General features: G+C 59.2%; 14 protein-coding genes. 3 read left to right on the top strand and 11 right to left on the bottom strand.

What is annotated here, in order from left to right; translation table 11 throughout:
• Nucleotides 1–173 precede the first annotated feature (173 nt).
• From MFF34_RS05960 to MFF34_RS05915, 10 genes are all read right to left on the bottom strand, one after another.
• Nucleotides 174–1,229: a hypothetical protein gene (locus MFF34_RS05960; RefSeq protein WP_099453671.1), complete on the bottom strand. Its 1,056-nt coding sequence runs from the start codon at nucleotides 1,227–1,229 to the stop codon at nucleotides 174–176.
• Nucleotides 1,229–9,907 carry a DUF1983 domain-containing protein gene (locus MFF34_RS05955; protein WP_238211122.1) on the bottom strand — a complete coding sequence of 2,893 codons (8,679 nt, stop codon included), beginning with the start codon at nucleotides 9,905–9,907 and terminating at the stop codon, nucleotides 1,229–1,231. The genes MFF34_RS05960 and MFF34_RS05955 overlap by 1 nt, the downstream gene beginning before the upstream one ends.
• On the bottom strand, nucleotides 9,907–10,305 hold the full coding sequence (locus tag MFF34_RS05950) for a hypothetical protein (protein ID WP_238211121.1): 399 nt from the start codon (nucleotides 10,303–10,305) through the stop codon (nucleotides 9,907–9,909). The genes MFF34_RS05955 and MFF34_RS05950 overlap by 1 nt, the downstream gene beginning before the upstream one ends.
• Nucleotides 10,306–10,307: 2 nt before the next feature.
• Nucleotides 10,308–10,910 carry a hypothetical protein gene (locus MFF34_RS05945; protein ID WP_061302528.1) on the bottom strand — a complete coding sequence of 201 codons (603 nt, stop codon included), beginning with the start codon at nucleotides 10,908–10,910 and terminating at the stop codon, nucleotides 10,308–10,310.
• A complete protein-coding gene (locus tag MFF34_RS05940; RefSeq protein WP_238211120.1) occupies nucleotides 10,910–11,494 on the bottom strand; it encodes a hypothetical protein in 585 nt (194 codons plus the stop codon). Before MFF34_RS05940 ends, MFF34_RS05945 begins: the two co-directional genes overlap by 1 nt.
• A 16-nt stretch (nucleotides 11,495–11,510) precedes the next feature.
• Nucleotides 11,511–14,810, bottom strand: a complete 3,300-nt coding sequence (locus tag MFF34_RS05935; protein ID WP_238211119.1) for a phage tail tape measure protein — start codon at nucleotides 14,808–14,810, stop codon at nucleotides 11,511–11,513.
• An 810-nt stretch (nucleotides 14,811–15,620) separates the two neighbouring features.
• Nucleotides 15,621–16,079 carry a hypothetical protein gene (locus tag MFF34_RS05930; RefSeq protein WP_238211118.1) on the bottom strand — a complete coding sequence of 153 codons (459 nt, stop codon included), beginning with the start codon at nucleotides 16,077–16,079 and terminating at the stop codon, nucleotides 15,621–15,623.
• Nucleotides 16,072–16,647: a hypothetical protein gene (locus tag MFF34_RS05925; RefSeq protein ID WP_308445331.1), complete on the bottom strand. Its 576-nt coding sequence runs from the start codon at nucleotides 16,645–16,647 to the stop codon at nucleotides 16,072–16,074. Before MFF34_RS05925 ends, MFF34_RS05930 begins: the two co-directional genes overlap by 8 nt.
• Nucleotides 16,644–17,531 (bottom strand): ORF6N domain-containing protein, encoded by an 888-nt coding sequence (locus MFF34_RS05920; RefSeq protein ID WP_238211116.1) that lies wholly within the window; start codon nucleotides 17,529–17,531, stop codon nucleotides 16,644–16,646. The genes MFF34_RS05925 and MFF34_RS05920 overlap by 4 nt, the downstream gene beginning before the upstream one ends.
• A gap of 74 nt (nucleotides 17,532–17,605) precedes the next feature.
• Nucleotides 17,606–17,761 (bottom strand): Arc family DNA-binding protein, encoded by a 156-nt coding sequence (locus tag MFF34_RS05915; protein WP_238211115.1) that lies wholly within the window; start codon nucleotides 17,759–17,761, stop codon nucleotides 17,606–17,608.
• A 117-nt stretch (nucleotides 17,762–17,878) separates the two neighbouring features.
• Between MFF34_RS05915 and MFF34_RS05910 the strand changes: the two genes are divergently transcribed.
• From MFF34_RS05910 to MFF34_RS05900, 3 genes are all read left to right on the top strand, one after another.
• The gene (locus tag MFF34_RS05910; RefSeq protein WP_238211114.1) at nucleotides 17,879–18,307 is read left to right on the top strand and encodes an Arc family DNA-binding protein; all 429 of its coding nucleotides are present in this window, start codon (nucleotides 17,879–17,881) and stop codon (nucleotides 18,305–18,307) included.
• 145 nt (nucleotides 18,308–18,452) lie between these two features.
• The gene (locus MFF34_RS05905) at nucleotides 18,453–18,929 is read left to right on the top strand and encodes a hypothetical protein (protein ID WP_238211113.1); all 477 of its coding nucleotides are present in this window, start codon (nucleotides 18,453–18,455) and stop codon (nucleotides 18,927–18,929) included.
• A 353-nt stretch (nucleotides 18,930–19,282) separates the two neighbouring features.
• The gene (locus tag MFF34_RS05900) at nucleotides 19,283–20,044 is read left to right on the top strand and encodes an abortive infection family protein (RefSeq protein WP_238211111.1); all 762 of its coding nucleotides are present in this window, start codon (nucleotides 19,283–19,285) and stop codon (nucleotides 20,042–20,044) included.
• Nucleotides 20,045–20,090: 46 nt separating this feature from the next.
• Here MFF34_RS05900 and MFF34_RS05895 read toward each other — a convergent pair whose 3' ends face one another.
• Nucleotides 20,091–20,723, bottom strand: coding sequence for a hypothetical protein (locus MFF34_RS05895; protein ID WP_238211109.1), 633 nt, complete (start codon nucleotides 20,721–20,723; stop codon nucleotides 20,091–20,093).
• Nucleotides 20,724–20,862 lie beyond the last annotated feature (139 nt).

Raw genomic sequence — 20,862 nt, 5'->3', positions numbered from 1 at the left:
CCCGTGCCGCCTTTCGCAACTGGAAGCGCTGCAGGTATCGAGTTACCACCGAGCGCTGCGTAGATCTCGTCAAAGTTCGCAATCGCTTTGACCCAGGCACTGCGTCGATCATCGCCACCTGTACCGCTCGGCGCGGTGCCAAGGTTGATCACTTGTTTTGTCATTATGCTGCCTCAAAGTGGCTTCATTGGCCTGGACGCAAACAGAGTTCGCCCATTAGCCGTAAGGGGGTTAATGCCAGAGCCGTTATCGCAATACATCTGCAACACCGACCTGTTACCGGGCAGGAACCCGCCAAAGTTTGCGCGCAGTGGCTGCGTGGTCTGTCCGATGTTGGTTACCGAAAACAGCGCATTGGCCAGAACATAATCCTGATAGTTACCGGTCCAAGGCATCTGCTGGCTCGGGCAGTAATAGGCGCCACTCGCTATCGGATCGCCCGCTTGAACAAATGAACTGGAGGCTGGCTGCCCATTGAGTAGGGCTAGGTTAGCAGTGGTGACAAAAGTCCTGCTTCCAGAGCTGTTGCGGACCGATGCTCCGTATTCCCCCGACGGGGTAGACGGCGTTAGATAACTTGCGCAATACCAGTTGATCATCATGGGATAGAGCGCAGTCTCTCCGTGTGCCACCTGATTGTTCCAAGCCTTCAGCCGAAATCCCGTCCAGTTCCCAGGACTACCTTTGACCGAGAAGTTGCCCACCATCATGTAGTTGTCCGCGTTGAGAAAGACCAAAGGCCTTTCGTACGTGGTGATGGGCGAGGCAAAGTCCACATCGGCCCATTGGATCTGGTTTTTGCTACCAGGACCTTGAAAGCCAATGTTGAATCTGCCGTTGTGGCGAACCGTGAGCACCTGGTTGACCGAATCGATCTGCGTGCGAATGTTGTTGTTCGAAGCGCGGATGCCATAGGAGCCAGGAGCAGCGAATGGCTCGCCACCCAGCGAAAGGATCATCACTTGCCAAGCGCGGGTGTAGGGCTGCCGCAGCTGCAACTGCCCCGTCGAGAACCAGGCTTGAGGGCTGGTCGTGTTTTCGCCTCCGTCATACAACGCATCCACCACCACGAAGGATTGCGCCTGGATCTCCGGTATCGAGATGTACTGGTCGAATGCGCCGTTGCCGGTCACCTGCATCATCTTCAACGATCGCACCGAGGTGATCGTGGTATCGAGAGTAATGACCCCGGACGCATCCCGCGTCCGAAGTCCGTATAGATCAGCCATCAGGTAAGCCTCCCCACCGCCGTACGCTCTATGCCGTTGGCGTCGTAGACATACAAGCCGCCGTTATTGAGCAGCGTCGATCCGTTGGCATCCTGCCCACGAATACTCACTGCCCCCGTCACAAAGTTCAGCTCCAGCAAGGGCAGCCCTTGTGAGTTCACCGCCTGGGAGCGGATTGTCATGCCGGCCACGATGTTTTGGATAAACGCCTGGTTGATCACCGCTTGGTTGATGAACACCTGTCCGTTCGAAACAACAAACGGCAGGGTCACCTGCCCCGACGACTCGTCGACGATCGCGAAGCGCTGAGCGAAGGCCAGGATCTCTCCTGTTTGCCCATCGCTCCCTATTGCAAGGCCGGCCAGCACCTTGCGCCCGCCTGTGATGGTTTCAGCCTTGATCGTGGTCATGGCCGAGACCCGTCCATCAACCCCGGCGATCGTCTCCGACACCTGCTGCACCGATGCACTCACAGCCTGCACCGAACCCTCTACATCGCCGACCTGCGACTGGACAGTATCCACCCGCTTGCCCATGGCGACACCATCCTCAATGCGGGCCGACTGTTCGGTCCAGACACCGACCAGGCTGCCGATGGCGCCGGCCAGGCCGGTGCTATCGCCTTCCATTTCCGGGTTCACCTGGACATACAGCCCATCCAGGCGGCTGGCCTGAGCGGTGATCGCAGTCCCTTGCTGGTTCACCGTGGTGTTCAGTTGGCTGATGGCCGTGGCCTGCCCGCTCACGGCCCGCGCGGAAGGTCCAGCCACGAACGGCGAAGGCGTGTTGCTCTCCCCCACTCGCTTCTCGATCATCACCGAGTCGATGATGGCCGTGAGGCCGGAAACAGCGCTCATGTTGAAGTAGATGGTGATGCCGACCTTGGCGCTGTCCGTGACTGTGACCGGGAAGGTCACACGTGTCCGCGTCGTCGGCAGGGCAAGCGTGGGCCCATACCGATGCGTGCCGCTGTAAAGCGAGATGCGCCCGTTGGTGGCAGCGCTGCACTGGATGTACATCGATACCAGATACACGCCAGGCTCAATCCGTACGTTCCAGCCGGCCAGGTTGTTGGTCGGGCTCAGCATCAGAAAGCTGTTGGTGCTGCTCCCAGCCTGGTAGCCGAAGCCGGAATCAGCATCCGGTACCGCCACCCCCTCCCGAGTCACACCGCTACCCACTGACGTGGCCGGAAGCGTGGTGGAAGTGAGCCAGCTGTAGTCATCCGCCAGCAGATTGGAACCGCTGCCCCCAATGCCACTGATGGAGCTCTGGAGCTGGGTGACTGCCTGTCCCTGCGTACTCAGCGTGTTGCCCTGCTGGGTCACGGTACCCTGTAGGCTTTGCAGCGCGCTGTTGTCCGCCTTCCCTGCCACGGCGTTGTTCAGTTGGGTGATGGCCGATCCCTGGCTGGAGACCGCGCCCTCCGTCACTGACACACGGACGTCTACCGATTGCAGTGCGCTCGCCTGGGCATTGTCCTGGCCGGCGCGCTTGCGTGCGATCGGCGAGGACAGGAACACATCGGCGGCATCGCCTACCGATACGCGGAACGTCATCGCCATTCGCACACAGCCGGCCGGTACCGTGGCCTGCCCCGTCAGCTTCGTCCAGGTTTGCGCAACATTCGTAAGGCGAACCCCGTCACCTGCGGCAACCACCCAGTTGTGGCCAACGCTCGTTCCGTCGAGATCGTAGAACTGAATCCACAACCCATGCTGACGCGCGACGGAACTGTAGGCGTACAGCTCGAAGTCGTAGACCTCACCGCCAGCGACCGCGATTTGCGAGGTCACCGCGTTCTCCGGCGGCCGCACGTTCAACGCACTCTGGAAGCCAAGGTAGTTGTTGCCCGTAGACGTTGCCACGGGCCACTTCACCACCCGGGGTGACGGCGCCCCAGCAGGCACCGAAGCATCGTTGCGCGCCAGCACGCTGAACCCTGGCGAACCAGAGAACACCGGACCCTCCGCAAACGCCGGGTTGAACAGCAGGTTTTCAGCCGAAACCACACCGACCGAAGCCTTGATGTTGGTGATTTCACTGCCTTGCGCCGTGATGGTTGTGCCCTGCTGGGTGACCATGTTGGTCAGCGCCTGAACCGTTGAGGCGTCGGCCTTAGCGGCAACCTGGCTCAAAGCACTTGCTGCAGCAGTGGCGGCGTCCGTTGCCACCTTATCCGTCACCGCTACCCAGGCGCTGCCACTCCAGCGCTTAGGTGTATTGGCGTTGCCCGTGGTGTCGATCCAGAGGTTCTGGGCCAGGCGGTCAGCCGTGCCTGGCGTCGCGCTCTGGATGATCACCTTGCCCTTTCCACCCGCCAGGTCCGAAGCAGCTTGCGCCGCTTGCTGTGCTGCGGTGACGTTCTGGTTGGTAGTAGAAAGGCTGTTCGTCAGGCCGGTGATGGCCGAGCCTTGCGAAGTCAATCCGGACTCGGTCTGCGACACTCTGGAGTCGAGCGCCTGGGCGGCCGAAGCCAACGCCGACTCGCCCGCGCCCTGCCGGCTTACCTTCAGATTGGCGACCCACATCTTGAAGCCAACCGGCGCTACACCCTCAGGCACAACATAGATCCTGAATCCAGACGCCCCAGCCGGGATCTTGTACTGGGCCGAAAGGAACTGCCAGCCGCCAGTAGCTGCGACGTAGCCCAGGATTCGAATGTTCCCGACACCCATGGTTTCGCCGGCAGCATCGACCGGGGTGATAGCGATCTTCCCTGCGTTTGTCGCCGCGTTCTCACAGAACATGTGGCACGACAGGTTAATCACATCCCCAGCGTTTGCCCGACTGAAGATCTGGTAGGTATCACCGATCTTGTTGGTCGACAACAGAACGTTACCACCCCAGCCGGTATCGGCCGCCTTCTTCAGGCGCCACAAAAGCCTCTCTGCAGGAGCATTGGCGGGCACGCCGGAATCAGTGGCGTTCGCATAATCCATCTGGTAGACGGCGCCGTTTTCGGTCTTGAGTTGCCCTGCCGCGTTCCAGGTCGGATTAAGCAGCACATCCTCCTGAGCCGAATTTCCTAGCGCTGCGCTGATGCTGACAATGCTGCTGCCTTGCGATGACAAGGTGTTGCCCTGCTGCGTCACAGTCGTTTGCAGCGATTGAACCGCCGAGGCATCCGCTTTCGTGGCAGCCAGGGCGTTCGCAGCCGCAGCAGCGGCTGCTGCATCGGTGGCGACTTTATCGGTCACCGCGGCCCACGCCGAGCCGTTCCAGCGCTTCGGCGTATTGGCGTTGCCGGTCGTATCGATCCACAAGTTTTGCGCAAGACGGTCAGCTGCAGCCGGGGCGGCTGACTGATACAGCACCTTGCCCTTCGCTCCAGCCAAATCCGACGCAGACTGCGCAGCTTGCTGGGCCGAAGTCACGTTCTGATTGGTGGTGGTCAAGCTGCTCTGCAGACCGGTGAGCGCAGTACCCTGCGAGGTCAATCCCGTTTCAGTCTGCACCACTCGGGCATCGAGCTGGCTGACAGCGTTTGCCAGGGCGCCGACCTGGCCGGCGCTGTTGCCTACCGTGAACGTGGATGGCTCCACGCCAGCCCCAACCTGCTCCTCGAGCATGAGACGGTCCACCAGAACGGCAATCCCGTCCTTTGGATTGGCAGATGCAGACACGCACACGACCATCCGATCAGCTACAAATGCAGGGCTGGTAACATCGAACAAAACGCTATACCGAGCCCACTGATCGGTGATAGCAACGTCCTGGCCAGGCGCAAACCTGACCACACCGTCCGCGGTGATCGTGCGCAGGCTGACCTGCATCTGCTTGGCACCGGAAGTACTCTTGGCGTCCCAAGCCAGGATGTACTTCTTGTTCTTCAGGGCAATGTTGGCACCCGAGTAGATGTTGTTCGGGGCAAAGTAGGTCGTGCCGGAGCCGGAAGTCTGGAGTAGCCGCAGCACATAGCCATTGAAGCCATGCAGGTCAGGCTCAACCGAGGCTGTCTGCCCGCCGCCCAGCACCAGCGCAGGCACTGTAGCGCCAAACACCGCGTACTCGGCAGGCATCAGGTTGGACCCGCTGCCCGCGATGTTTCCTACCGCTGCCTGCACATTCGTCAGCGCCGTTCCCTGCGCCTCGATCTTTCCCTCCGCGCTCGTCACTCGGGTACCCAGGCTATTCACGGCGGTCGCGTCGGCCTTGGTCTGCGCCAGTGCCAGCGCGTTGGCCGCGGCGGCCGCCGCATCGGTGGCGACTTTATCGGTCACCGCCACCCAGGCAGAACCGCTCCACCGTTTGGGGGTGTTGGCCCCGCTGGTGGTGTCGATCCACAGGTTTTGCGCCAGGCGGTCAGCCGTCGCAGGGGCGGCCGATTGCACGATGACCTTGCCCTTGCTACCGGCAAGGTCGGACGCCGCTTGCGCAGCCTGCTGGGCCGCCGTGACATTTTGGTTAGTGGTCGTCAGGCTATTCTGCAGACCGGTAATTGCACTCCCCTGGCTACTAACACCTGATTCAGTTTGCGAGACTCGAGCGTCGATGGACTGGACAGTCGAAGCAAGTGCCCCTACTTGGCCAGCCGTTGGGCCGGCCACATAGGGAGACGGCGTATTGCTCTCACCGATGCGAGCTTCGACCATTACCGAGTCGATGATTGCGACAATTCCAGCCAGCGCATCTGTGTTTGGATAAATGGTTAGAGATACCAGCGCGCTACCCGTTACCGTCACAGGGAATGTCACCCGGGTTCGCGTCGTGGACAGTGGCACAACCGGGGAGTAGCGGTGCGTCCCATCGTACAGTGAGACACGGCCACGACTCTCCGCACTGACCTGGATATACATCGAAACCAAGTAGGTACCCGGCTCGATGCGGATGTTTCGCCCGGCCGCGTTGTTGGTTGCCGATAACATCAAGTAAAGACTGGTGGTCACTACAGTTCCTGCATTGGTGCTGAATCTGTAGCCAAATCCGGTATCTGACTCAGGCACCGCAAGACCGGAAATTGTCGCATGACCTCCCGACGCAACACCGGGCAGGAGTGCTGAGGTTAGCCAGCTATAAGGTGAAGGCAGCAGGTTGGACCCGCTCCCGGCAAGACTGCCGACGGAAGCCTGCACGCTCGTCAGCGCCTGACCTTGCGCAGTAATCGTGTTGCCTTGTTGGGTGACCGTATTGGATAAAGCGGTCACGGTTGAGGCATCAGCCTTGGTCTGCGCCAGCGCGCTTGCCGCAGCCGCTGCAGCCGCCGCATCCGTGGCCACCTTATCTGTCACAGCCACCCAGGCACTGCCGTTCCAGCGTTTCGGGGTGTTGGCATTGCCGGTAGTGTCGATCCAGAGATTCTGGGCCACACGATCGGCTACCGCCGGTGCTGTTGCCTGGAACAGCACCTTGCCCTTGCCGCCGGCCAGGTCCGACGCGGACTGGGCTGCCTGCTGGGCTGCAGTGACGTTCTGGTTTGTGGTGGTCAGGCTGTTGTTGAGGCCAGTGAGTGCCTGGCCTTGCGACGTGATCGTGTTGCCCTGCTGAGTCACGGTCGTGGACAGCGAATCAACAGCCGAGGCATCGGCCTTGGTCTGCGCAACCGACATTGCATTGGCCGCAGCGGCTGCCGCATCGGTGGCCACTTTGTCAGTGACCGCTACCCAGGCGCTGCCGGTCCACCGTTTCGGCGTGTTGGCATTGCCCGTCGTATCGATCCAAAGGTTCTGTGTCAGGCGATCAGCTGCGGCAGGAGCAGCAGACTGGACAATCACCTTGCCCTTCCCGCCGGCCAGGGTGGAAGCATCCTGCGCGGCCTGCTGCGCGGCCGACACGTTCTGGTTAGTAGTGACCAAGCTGTTTTGCAGACCGGTCATAGCCTGGCCCTGAGACGTGATTACACCCTCTGCATCAGTGACGCGGGTCGACAGGGTGTTGACCGCCGAAGCATCGGCTTTGGTCTGCGCCACGGTCAGCGCGTTCGCTGCTGCCGCTGCTGCGTCGGTTGCAACCTTGTCGGTGACCGCTACCCAGGTGGTGCCGCTCCAACGCTTTGGCGTGTTCGCATTGCCGGTAGTATCGATCCACAGGTTTTGCACCAGCCTATCGGCTACTGCCGGCGTTGCCGACTGGACGATAACCTTGCCCTTACCGCCTGCCAGAGTGGCCGCGTCCTGAGCGGCCTGCTGGGCAGCGGTTACATTCTGGTTGGTGGTGGTCAGGCTCGACTGCAAACCCGTGATCTGGGTCGCCTGCGAGCTGGTGGTGCCCTCCAGGCTGGTGACCTTGGTCTCCACGGTCTGAACGCGGGCGGCGAGCCCGTTGGCCGACTGAACAACCTGGCCGACATCGGTCCAGTAGCTGGCATTGGGCGGCGCGGTGTTTTTCGGTACCGCCTTCGAGGCCTGGTACAGCTTGCCGTCGGTGCCGAGCACTGTCTGGCCGGTCGTGTAGGTTTTGTCGGCGTTGTACGGCAGCGATTTGGCGATCTGGCTGACGCCGTCGATCTTTCCCTGCAGGTCCTGCGTGGCCCGGTCGAGGTCCTGCTGCACCTGCCGGGCCGCCTCGGCAACTTGGTTAATGGCTTGCTGAGCCTGCTGGGTTGCCGTGTCGAGGTTGGATTGGACCTTCGTAACCGCATCGTCCAGCCGGTCGGTGATCTCGGTAACCTGCTCGTCCAGCTCTTCCAGGCGGTTGTTGACCGATCCGGGAAGGTCGGGCGGTCCGGAGATCAAGGCAATCTCCTCCCGCAACGCCGGGGCCAGCTGACCATTTTCGATCTTGTCCTTCAGCGCAGCGAGCATGTTGGTCACGTCCGTGGACGTTGAAGCCACCACCTTCAAGAAAGCACTGACGCCGTAAGCGTTCTTCGACCGAACGAAATAGGCGTAGTTGGTGGCGAACGCCAGCCCGGTGTGGGTCAGAGACAGGCCCTGTCCCAAGTAATCGCCCTGCGTTGCCTGCGGGGTGGTCGAGAAGAAGTACTCGTAGGTGCCGCCATTCAGCCCATGCAGCGTGTTGCCCGGGATCAGGGTGATAGTGTCGATCGTCGCCTGCACCACGCAGGATTCCGGGATCGGCGGGCCGTCGACGCTGACCGTAATACTGGCCTCGCCGGAGCGGGTCAGCGGGCCCAGGGCGGCCACGCTCATGGTGTAATTGCCCGACGGCAAGCCAGCGATAGGCAGCTGCATTGTGGTCTCGGGCACCTGCTGGGCCTGCACAGCGGCGCCACCCTGGCGGACGGTTACGGCGTAGCCGGTGACGATCCCGGCAGGCTGCACCCAGCTCAGCACACCCTGGCTAACCTCTGCCGTTTCGGCCGGCGTCCACGCCACATTGGTAGGGCTGCCCAGCCCCCCGGCCGGCATGTTGATGAAGCCGATCGGGTTGTACGGTTGCCCCACCGCATCATCGAACTGGGCAGCTTCATACTGCTGCAGCTGGGCGGTGCAGCCTTCGTTGGCGCCCATGCTCCAGTTGGTGACGATGAACTCACCCAAGATATTCAGCGACGGCAGATTTACCCGCACCGCACGGCCCGGCCGGCAGTTGTAGCCAAGGAAGTTCATCGGCACGCTGATGGTGCCACCCGCGCGCCGCCGGCGCAGCTCGATGTTGGCCAGGCGCTGGGCCTGATAGGCGTCGGTAACGTAGGAGAATGACAGGGTTTCTGCTGCCTCGCCGCCATCCTCGACAACCCATTGAGCGATGCTCACCTCGGGGTAGTCGGTTTCGGTCCACGACTGGGCGGTGTCGATGAATGTACCGCGGACGGTGTTGATCGCTGCGTCGTTGCTCGGCTCGGTGCTGCCCGTGATCGTCCCGACCACCATGTCCTCGGTAACTTCGAAGTCAAAGGGGCCGTAGTAGGCCCCGGCCTGGAACATCCAGCGCCCACCAACACGGATGGTCCGGCCGCCGCACGCAGCCTCCAGCTTCTGCAGCACATTGGTGCGCTGCTCGTCCGCACCGATCACGCAGCTGCTACGGTAACGCGGGCCGGTGGTGTTGTCGGGGTTGGCGACAGACTCATCGCAGACGTTGGCGCCGCTGGCAAAGGTCTCGAAGACAATCTCGTCGTCCGGTACGCCGCAGCGGTTACGCAGGAACCACAGGATGTGCAGCGCGGTGTTCTCCGTGTACACGGCCATGCTGGTACGCGGGTCGTAGATATCGTTGCGCCCGCGCACGATGAAGCGTGCATCAGGGATGCCGGACGGGAACTTCTCGGCGCTGAACTTGAGCGACAAGCGCACGAACGACAGGCCACGGCCGATCTGCTCGTCCTTCCAGTCTGGGCAGTTGGCCTTGAGGAAGGCATTCACCTGTGTTGGATTGACGACCAGCTCATAGGAGGCATGCTCGCCGTAGGTGGCGATCTCTTCCTCGCCCAGGTAGATGTTCTCCAGGGCGTCGACCGGCCCTTCGCAGAGGACATAGACCAAGTGCAGCCACTCGCCATCTGTTTGGTCTCCGGCCTGCTCCTGCGCCCAGACCAACACGCCGCCGGTGCTGACACGACCCAGGATGAAGCGCGCGGGCGCCTTGGACGAGCGGACGGTCTGCGCCGAAGGCTCGTTGTCGCGCAGAGGGGATTTGGTGCTGAGCTTTTCCTGCTGCTCGGCCATGTAAAAGGCCAACCCGGCGCCAATGGCGGCGCCCACCGGGCCACCCTGAACGAAGCCAATGACCGCGCCGACGGCGACTTGAGCAATCTTCTTGACGCCACCGGACATTATTCAACTCTCCAGACTGCAAGCGGATCGCACACAACGGGGCCCACCCCGTCGTCAGTGGTCGCCCAGAATTCGTTTGCCCAGTACACAGCCATGGACCGGCCGCCGGGCGCTTCGTACATCGCGACGTCACCGCGCTGGATGAATGCAGGAGCCACCCGGGCGAAGCAGGCATCCCAGGCCGCCTCAAGGCTGCCGTGCCGCTTCTTCAGCGCCCGCTTCGCCCCTACCTCGGTCTTGTAGGTGCCGCGGTACGCTTCAGCCGGGTCGGTACCGCACACCGCTACCGCGCAGTCCGCCGCGAACAGGCAGCAGTCAAATTCGCCCCATGAAAAAGGCCGCTCTATGGCGGCCTTGATCACTTCACTGAGGCGTGTGGTCCAGTCTCGGTAGCGCATGGCTATTTCTCGTAGGTGAACGTCGGAGCGTCCTTCTTGGAGCCCCAGTAGATGGGCCATTCGGACATTTGGGCGATGGCATAGAAGAAGCGGTCGCCCTGGTGGCGGGCGCGGTGGTTCTCGTCGGTGAAGCGCTCGGTACCCGTGCGGCTCCACTCGGCCATCCGGTCAACGATCGGGACGGTGATCTTGTTGCCGTCTTCGCCATTGCCAGCATAGGAAAAGGTGGCGGCGTCCATGCGGCCGGAGAACAGGATGTCGGCGGCGTAGTTGCCCTGCTCGTCGAACACCACAAACATCAGCTTGCCAGAGCGCCCGCGGCAGCCCCGGATATTGGTCTCGGTGATGATGTAGCTGTCCAGGCCGGTGAGTGCTAGGTCGATCGACATGGGCGAGTTCGAGTTGTCGCTCTCCTGCGACTGCCCTACCTCGCCGAACTGCCCTACCCCCAGATACGTGATGCCGCCGATCACCAGATCGCCGGTACCCGTATGCGCGTATACAGGGCCGTCTTCGAAGTCGAGCTGGCAGGCGTACACGCTGAGGAACCTGCCCGTGGCGATGATATCGACCACGCTCTGGCTGAATGGGAACGTCGAGGGCATCAGAAGGCCTCCCTGAACTGGTAGCTGCCGTTCGACACGGCCTGGCGCACGGTCATGCTCCAGGTATCCTGGGTCATGCGCATTTCGGAATACGGGTTGAGGTATTCGATGGCCGAACCAACCGCCAAGGTTTGGCGAATGCGCTTGTTCACCTGCACCAATGCCTGCCCCTGGGCGTTGGACGCGGCCGGCTTGATCACTTCAAACATTTCGCCGGCGATCGTCATGTAATCCCCAACCGAGAACATCTGAGTGTTTGGTGTGGCGCCGCCAACCTGGATAGAGCGGGAATGCGACGGGCCACTCACGACCTTCAGAGCCCCCACACTATTGCCACGACGCCGCGTGAAGGCTGGCACATTGACCGTACCGAACATCCCGTCCAGTTCGCCCAGGAACGAAGACAGCTGCCGCTCCTGCTTGCGCGTGAGCAACCCGAACGTGATGGTGCATTGCCAATAGGCGCCCGGCTGCCCAACAATCTGCTGGGCGTTAGAGAGCGTTGAGGTGAAGGCACGGCTGTTATTGACTATGCCCCACGTCATTTCAGACGGGCGCAGCGATGCCGGCCATTGGATAGCCATGCAGTACTCCTTCTTGCTATCGATTGCGGGCGATCAGCTGCCGCGCCGGCCCGTTCATTTTGAGGTCGCGCAGCACCAGGTTGTAGCCGTCCTGCGCGCCCTTCTGTGCGGCCTGCTGGATTCGGGCCAGGGTGGCGTCGTCGGCAGTACCTTGGACGCTGATGTGCTGAACGATCCCGGGCGCCGAACTGGTCGACGCCTTGGGTTGGCTGGCAGCCATTTGCGTAGCGGTCGAGGCTATCCGCGGCGTCACGAATCCGCCGGAGGCGTAACCCCTGACGTTCAGCCCCTCCAGGTAGTTGCGCATACCTGGCTGGGCCACCACCTCCTTGCGGAGGACGAATTCACCGCCGTGCACCACACCCTTCGGTTCAAACTTCCCACCATCACCGGTATAGCCACCACCCGAGAAGCCTGACGATGCGATGGTCTCGCTGTACCCGGTCATCGTGCCTTGGCCTAATGCCTGGCCACCACCGGAAAGGAAACCGAATGCCGTGCTAAGGAAGCCAGCAGCCGCCTGGCGCACCTGAATCCGGATCAAGTCTTCGATCACGCCATCAGCAAAGTCCTTGAACGACAGCTTGCCGGTCTTCACGAACTGGACTATGCCATCCTCCATGTTGGAGAAGGCGTTAGTGAACAGACTTCTCGTCTGCCCAGCAACATTCTGCGCCTGCTCGAGATAGGTGTTGAACGCTGCGCGAGCGCCTAGCGACCAATCGGATTGCTGCTCATCAACACGCAGGTAATACTGCTCTTGCATGGCAAGGCGCTGATCCAGCGCGTTTTGCAGGGCCGCGTTTTCCTTCTGGTACAGGCCCTCACTGATGCGGCCCTCGTTGCGCTGCTGCAGCAGGTTGTCCATCTGCTGCTGATACTGCTGCTCAATGCTGAATCGCTCTTGCAGGCGCTGCTTGGCCTCATCACCCATACCCGCGCCGACCAGATTGCTATTTAACCCGAGAGCAGCGCGCTGCAGCTGGGTGTTGAGGTTACCCTCGAAAGCGCCGAGTTTCCGCGCCTCCTCTGTAGCAAGCTTCCGCAACTCCATCTCGTGCTCCAGAGCAGCGTTTCGCTTAAGCTGTGCGCTTATCAACTCCTGGCTCGCAAGCAGTGACTTCTGGTCGGCGGTCAAGGTCTTCTTGTCCTTGATGTCGGCCAACTGTTGCTCCCATTTCACGAGGGCTTGGCCGGCCTCACCAAGTTTTTGCATCTCGCCGCGTTGCGCGCCGATTAAGGTGTTCTGCTGCTGCAGGACAGAGTAGCGCTGACGCGCCTGATCGAGAGCTCGATCCCCTGCGCTCTCACGGAACCCGGGCGTTTTAGGGTCTTTATACTGCTCCTCAATGCTTGCCCGCACCCGCGCCACAGTGTCCGCCGCAAGCCTCGCATCATTCGGATCGGTCTTGCGAATGGTTGCAAGTGAGCGCTCATATTCCTTCAGAGTCTCACTGCGCTTGCGGGCATTGCTCCAAGATGATCTTTCGAGCGCATCCACCTTTTCCATCGCCTTTTGGGACCGACTATTCGCGTCCGCCTCGTCCTTTTCGAACTTAGCGATGTCCTCTTGGGCAGCTTTTTTGTCTTTGAGGAACTGCAATTGGTCGCCGTAATACGTGACCATTTCCTCTCTTGTTTGGAAGAGTCCGACGTCGCCGCTCTGCGCCCTGGTTAGATCCCTTTCAGCTTGGGCAATGTCATCATCAATGCTATTTCGGCCTGCGTTCTTGGCATAGTCGGCAGCTTTGGCTACCGCGTTGTAGCCCCGCTCCCACCAACTTAGATTTTCAATGATCTTTGGCGTCCGCTCATTAATCGCGTCGGCGAAAGCGTTGGTTGCCAGCCTCACTGCATCCGCATGCCTCCCCTGCTGCTCAAGGGCAGCAATTTGGGAGTAGACCGACGCAGTCAAATAATTGTATTGCTGGTTCAGCGAAGCGGATGCCTTCACTGGATCATCAGCCAGTTTGTTGAACTCAGCCACGGTGTCACCAACGGCTTTCCCAGTTGCAACCTCCATTCCGATTGCAGCCTGAGCAACCTGCTGAAAGCTGTCACCAGCAATCTTTCCACCGCTAGCAATGCTAGCCAGGGCGGCCGCCGCTGCGCCGGTGGTCCCAACAGTTCCGCTGATCTGCTTGGCCATCGCCCCAAGCTGATCGACAGTAACACCGGCCGAATTTCCGGTCACAATCAGCGCATTACTGAATGCGTCGGCTTCCTCTGACCCTTTGTAATAAGCATACCCTAGCCCTGCGACAGCAGCGGCCGCTACGGTAAACGGAGTCACTAGGCCGGCGACGTAGCCACCCATCGCCCGGGCCGCAGCACCAACGCCGCCGAACGAGTCTTTGACCTGGGAGCCTTGCTGAAGCAGAACGGTCAACGGCGATTGACCGGCTTGCAGGCTGATCACTACGTCCGAAAACTGCGCCGGCAGCATCCGCATGGCGGCAGCGGTCTGCTTCGCACTCATCCCGGTTTTGCCCAGAGCCGTGTCCACACCGCCCAAAGCTGTACGGGCGTGGTCGAGTTTCGTCTGATACTCGGTGAACGTCTCGGCGTCCAGCACCCCGCTGGCACGGAAGCCCTTGAGCTTCTGTTCCATGGCATCCAGACGCCCCATTGCCGCGACAGTAGGGTCGATCCTACCCATCAGCTCTTCTAGTGCATGGCCTTGTTCTCGCGTGGCACCCGCAGCGCCCTTAGCCGACTGCGACAAACGATCTTCTGTTGCCAGTAACGCCTGCGCGCGGCTGTTGATGGCAGCCTGGCGAGTGGCTTGGTCCGAAAGTACCGCATTGGCCAGGCTTGTCACCTCGACGGTCTGCGAGGTAGCCCGGTTCAGAGACTGGACGTATTCGCTGGCCTCAAGTGAGGAGCGAGCCATGGCCAGCAGACGGGCCTGCTGCTCTTCCGCAGACTCGGCAGCACGGCGGCCGGCTTGGGCACCAGCGTCTGTTGCCGCGGTCAGCGCTTCCTGAGCTTTACCGGCCCGCGTCGCCTCCGATCGGAAGGTGGTCATGTTCGTCGCGGCGCTGCTGAAAGCAGAGGACGCGGTAGTTACAGCGCGGCCTACGGTGATCATCTGCTGCGCCAGTTCGCCCTGCTTGGCATTTAAAGCCTGCAGCTCGGTGATGATCTGCTTGGTATCTCCGCGCATGCCAAGCAAGGCGGATTCCCATGCCCGACCAGCCTTTCCGGCTGACGCCTCAGCTTTGCTGCCGGCGTCGACCATTTGCTCAAGGTTGTCTGCTGCCTCTACAGCGTCGCCGGAATCGACTCGAATGCCGAGACTTGCAATTGTCGTCATGATTTACTCCGGGCAACAAAAAACCGCCCGAAGGCGGCTCTATGGCATCTAGTATGAGTTCAGAACTTATTGTTGCTAGGCGCTTTCACGATAGTACAAGGTGACGTCTCCGTGTAGACCGCGCCGCTCATGCTGCTCGTTGTTTCTCGCTTTAGGATTAGCTTGGCCCTGTCTACCGAGAATTTCTGCGGATAAGATTTTGAATGGTTTCTCCACGAAACCTCTTGAGGTCCAAACGAGGCTGGGGAAGTGAAGTTCAACCCTTCGCCGCTGCTGTTGCTCTGCACCGAAGCGCTACCACTGGGTTGATCAATAGTGACCACAAGGTCCTTAGCCCTTTCGTCGAGTCCAGGGCATGATAGATGGGTCACGCTTCCAGCCGCCAAGCAAGTTCCAGATGCAAAAACCAACGCTACCAGTACCGAAAATTTCAGCATAGCGATACCCTCCTTGAAATGAGGGCAATCTACCATCGCGTCGTATCAGCGCAAAATTAAGCAGCACCGGAAAAGAAAAGGCACCCGAAGGTGCCCTCTCAGTGCCGTTTACGGCCCATACCTCGTCTTGCCAGACCTGACCCCGCCCCGCCTGACCTGAGCAGACCAGAGCGCATCGGGAGAATCGGTAGCTGTTGCCACCGCAATACCCCCTCCAAGAAGGAGTATTACGCTGTTTTCAGCCCATAGCTTAGCAAACCGAACCCGGCCTAACCCAGGCTAGGCTTAGCACGCCGCGCCTCAGCACCACTAACCACATAGCGGCTTTCTCCACCGCACAACGCACCCTCTGGATGCGCTGTACGCTGTGAAATCATCGCAGCGCTTTGCCTGTCATGCCTCGCAACGCCGAGAATTTTGCGACCTGGTCCAAGTTGTCGCGCCGCTGCTCGTCCGTCAGCTCAGTAATCCGCAAGTGCCGCAACTTCTGCCCGGTGCTGCGGAAAACCTTGCGAACGTTGCGCCCAAGCTCTTCCATGGCCACGCCAGTCTGCTCATGCGGCGGAACCCAGCGGTACCCGCGACCTCGAACCGACTGCAAGCAGACCTGATGGTCGCGCAGCAGTTCAGCTTTGAACGCTTCGACATTGGCCAGCCACTCGAATTGCCGATCGCGGAACTGCTCTGCCGTCATTGACTTGGATTCGCTCATCGAAGGCATCCCGAACCGCGCCTCCAACCAGTCATGGCCGACGAGATCGCCGTACTTGAACTGCGCCAGGAAGTCTTCGACGGCCTGCTTGTGCACCGGATACTTGGTGACATCAGACATAGACCACCTCGAAGCGCCCGAAGCGCGGGCGGTACTCACAGACACCGATCAGCTTTCCGGAGTCCTCGATTGCTTTCTTCACCTCCTGCAAGTCCAGCACATCGGTGTTGATCGCCACCTCAAGCTGGCAGGCCCAGTCGAGGAATATCGGCCGGTACCGCATGATCTTGGCTTGGCCAACCTTCACGCCACGGCAGTCGACGAAACGCTGATCCTCCCAAAGCGACTCCGGCGTCGATGGTCCGGCGAATTCAAGCTCAGCCTTGTCAGTCATTACCAGGGCACCGCGCTTCCAGTGCGTACCCAGCTTCTGAAGCTTGGCGCCTGCAAGGAATGTCGCGTCGAAGTTCGCGCCAGGTATGAAGAACCCGGACGAGGAATCGAAATAGGCGCCGGCGATGAACTCCGACCGGGCAATGGCCAGGTGATCATCATCAGTTTTTTTGCGCTTCGCGGTAAGCTCCTTGTGAGCTTTCGTCGCAGGGTGCAGCGGGTTAGCCAGCTTGTCGCTGTGCATCATCAGAGGCGAGGTGCCCTTGATGCTCAGGATCAGAAGCTCCATGCTCATTTCCCAGCCCTCCGGGTCATGTACTCGTACCGGCTTTTCAGGTTCACGACTGCTGCCATCAAAAACTGGAACATGTCAGGAATCGAGACTGGGATATCGCCTGGGGTCGCGACCATGCCCGCCATCAGCTCGCGCTGAGAAAGCACGTAAGCGTCATTCGGAATCTCTTCAACCGTTTGCTCGCCTTTGTGGTTGAAGGCAACCAAGTAGCGCTGTTGCGGACTTCCTACGATCTCGACCTGTTCGCGCTTTGGCATCAGATCGCCCTCGAAGACGTAGGCTGCGACGAAGTTACAGGCGTTTGCCAGTTCCTCTGCTGGAATCAGCGCAGTCTTCTGAACGCTGAACCGAGTGCGCAGCCGGCTCTTCATGGTGTGCTTGAAGCTACGGCGAAGCGCAGGCGGGAGAGCGCTGGCCTTCTGATCGATGACCTGATCCAGAACGTGCTCCCCATCACTGCCGATCACAGTACCAATAAGAGTCTGCATAGCTGAAATCGGTAGCTGTTGCGCACCATTGCTCCGACCGAAGTAGCTGTCTTCCAGGGCTTCGAACATCTCCCACGCTTTGTCTGTATCCAGCATCTTGGCGTGCCTAGCGGCGCCGCGCTCAGTCCAAAGCATCACGCTGCGGGCTTGCTTGTGGATGATTTCGACAGAGTAGCTTTGGGATACGCTGTTCTTCAGGTCTTTGAGTTCAGCGCCTTCTACCTTGATGAAATGCTTCCCTGGGACAAAGCGATCAGCATTCCTGTCATAGTTCTGGCGAATCCGGACATCATCCGTTCCGTAGACGTGTGCCAAGACAGAGGTAGTAACTACCAGCTTTCCAGAGTACATAATGCGCGGCAGGTTGCCCGCCGTCACCGCTGTGCTATTATTCATCTCGACGTTTTTCCTAAGCTGATTGACGTTTCTCGAAGCCCTGACGACTCTCACCTCGTCGGGGCTTCTTCGTTTCAGGCTGCTGCCTGCTCCTGCCGCTTTTTCTCCTCCGCTATCAGATAAACCAACTCCGCTGTTTGAGAGCGGTGGTTCTTCTGCGCTTGAGCTTCCACCCACTGCTTCAACTCCTCTGGCAATCGCAGGTTGAACTGCGGATCTTTCCTAGCCATCACGCATCTCCTGATGCATCACCGTTGTTTACACGACTAAATGTAGAACGGTGATGCATTGCTGTCAATACCACCGTGATGCATCCTTCCGTTCTGTTTAATAGAACTGGATTCGTCATGAGCCGCACCGACCCCCAATTCAACCTGCGCATACCTGAGGTGCTTAGAGATCAGGTGATGGCGGCTGCAAAGGAGAACGGACGATCTGCTACAGCCGAAATTCTCGCGAGGCTGGAGCTGAGTTTTTTGGGTGAAGCATCTGCGGAAGAGCTGATACCAGCCGGGAAGGCTAAGCAGATGTCTGCCATTGCTCGACAAAGCATCCCGGCAACGGTCAAAAAAAGGATCGTGGACAGTGTCAACCAGGCTGTCTCAATGGGGCATGCCAGCGCCAGTGTGGATTTCAGTGATTTGAATCTGGAAGCTATCCCTGAAGAAGATTCGAGCGCTCTAATAGATGCGTTCAGTGAGATGCTTTCCGATGCTGGTTACGAGTTCGAATGGGATGGTCCGGATTCGGTCTGGATCAAGTTCGATGCGGCCTGAAACAAGCCCAACCAATCATCGCTCACTTCTTAACCAGCGAGTTTTTGCGGGCTAAATATCGAACTGACCAGGTATTGCCAATGGCTATACCAGCCCGGCCAAGCGCCGGGCCATGTCTCTCCAGACACGAAGGAAAACAAACGGCATGAAGCCCACTGCCGCATTAGCCGATAAATTATTCCAGATCCCTACGTGGCACCTCATTGGCGGCTATGCACTGGCCGCCCTGACGCTCTCGCTCGGAATTGGCTTAAGCATTTATCTGCACGACTGGATGTGGCTCGCTCGATTCGGCGCTTTCCTGGTTTGTCTTGCGTTGATGTTCGAAATTACCGGCCTTCCTGAACAGTTCGTCAAGAAAGCTTTAGCTATAGCCGAAAAGGCGACAGAGGAGATTGTTCTCGAGCAGATGCTAAAACGTAGCTATCTGTATGGCATTACCACCGAGACGACTGATGAACAGCTATCCGTAATCTTCGAGAAAGAACATCGTCGACGATTAGCTTTCACCAGCGATGCCATTACGAGCGCCATCAAGAAGAAAATTCAGAAACACGAGTTCATCATCGCATCGTTAGGCACCCTGCTCTGGGCCTTTGCCGACCTCCTGAACAAGCTGTGAACATACATCAAGCGCTACGACCGCCAGTGGTGCCCAATGTGACCGAACCCACCCTCACCTTCAAATGCCTCGAAGTCACCAGGCGAGACGACGGATTAATTCGGCGTTACCACCTAGAAGTGACTGAGATTCGAAGCGGTAGAATCCTAACAATCTCGGTCGAGCCAAGGCACTTTGCCTCATGCAGAAGCATGAAAAAAAATACTTCTTGAACGTTGCATGGTCTACTCAGCCACGAGAGAGGCGCACGATGAGATGCTTCTTGAGCTGCGTCACCCTACTTAAAGCTCGGCCAAGCGCCGGGCTTGCATAGACGGCACAGCTTAACATTTCGACTGGAAAGGAAGTCAGAATTGGATTACTCCCTTCTTCAAGATACATTTTCGAAAGGCCCTTTGATGCTCTCTCTTCAACGAGCGATCGTAAAAGTTTTCACTGAAGTGGACTGGCGCGAGTTTGGCCACCTGAGCGGGCAGAACGGTTATATAGCGGGGCACGGTCGTCTGCTTAGAAGTCTGAGCTGGAGAGATCCCGACTATGGAAGCTGCGTTTACGAGGTCCTGGATTACCTAGCGCGCGCAGACATAAAAGCCCTCGCCGCCCTGGTTACGCACGAGAAAATTCTACCGCTCCTCCAGCAGGATCAGCCGGAAATGCTAGCTCGACTAGGCTGCCACGGTGGAAATGTTCCAGCAATTGCTCCCTCCCCGTCGGCCACAGAGGTAGTGCGCAGAGCCCTCGCGGATGCAGACCAACTGATGGCATCTAACGGGGCGCAAAGCGCCGTGGATCGTTTGCACACGGCGATGCACGGATACCTAAAGAGCGAATGCACGGCAGCGAATATAGACCTTCCGGCCGGTGCCACCATAACCCAGGCGTTCAGAACCTTGCGCCTGCAGCATCCTGCACTCTCAAATCTAGGTAGGCACCAGGAACAAGTCGGGAGAATTCTCCAGTCCTTCGCCACAGTTCTTGACGCGCTGAACCCTGTACGCAATCACGGTAGCGTTGCTCATCCAAACGAGCATCTTATTGAGCCAGATGAGGCACTCCTGGTTGTGAACGCAGCGCGAACTATCTTCCATTACCTCAGCAGAAAGCTGAACCCATAACGCTTGGGGTTGAAGCAAAAGCCCAGCGCGGTGCTGGGCTTACAGATTAGTATTCGACTTCACAGTCCTGATGCTTCAGGCCACCCCTCAAGAGGGCGACCACACTACCAGCGCCTCCTCCGTAGATGAGAGTGTCGTAGGCAAATTCTGACTGCAGGTAGTGCCCATTGAGAATCTCGAGAACCGCGCAGATTGATTCCAAGCCAGCCTTGATTTTTTGGCGATTCGCAGGAGGAAGTCGTTTAGCGGCACACCCTTGAACATGTAAAAGATCAGTGTGAGCAATACGTTTGTTGCGATGGTCGCGCGCGAATTTCGTATCCGCCAACGCTATCTGGATCGCACCGTCCACCTGATCGCGGAGGTTTAAATCACTGACAAACGGCGGGATCGATCGAATGGAAAGATTTTTCTGACGTGAGTTGACAGGCGAATCGGTAAGCCTTGATATCCCGAGCATCACTGAATCTAAGAACTGTGCCTGCACAACACCAAAGAAAGTAGGCGCTGCGCTGTTCAAGACCTGCACTGTCTCTTCATCTGCACCGAAAAGCTGCTCAAATTGCTCCCACAACAAAAGAACGTCCACTAGGTGATCGTTGAGGTCGCAATACATAGCCCCAAGAGCATCCCCCATACCTTCGAAGCACCGACCCCGCCTCTCATCCTCGCTGATCACCTGACGACACCTCTCTGCTCGACTAAACCATGGAGCCTGCCACGCTATCATCACGCGCACCACCCTGTCCGCCCATCCACCCTGGACGGAAAGCCAGTAGCCGCCCGGCTCGGCGCCGTAGTAGCGTTGTGCCTTCTCA

This window comes from Pseudomonas sp. PAGU 2196 (assembly GCF_022179005.1).
Classification (GTDB): domain Bacteria; phylum Pseudomonadota; class Gammaproteobacteria; order Pseudomonadales; family Pseudomonadaceae; genus Aquipseudomonas; species Aquipseudomonas kermanshahensis.
Note: the sequence above shows the minus strand (reverse complement) of the source record. Positions and strands in the feature narration are given on the sequence as shown.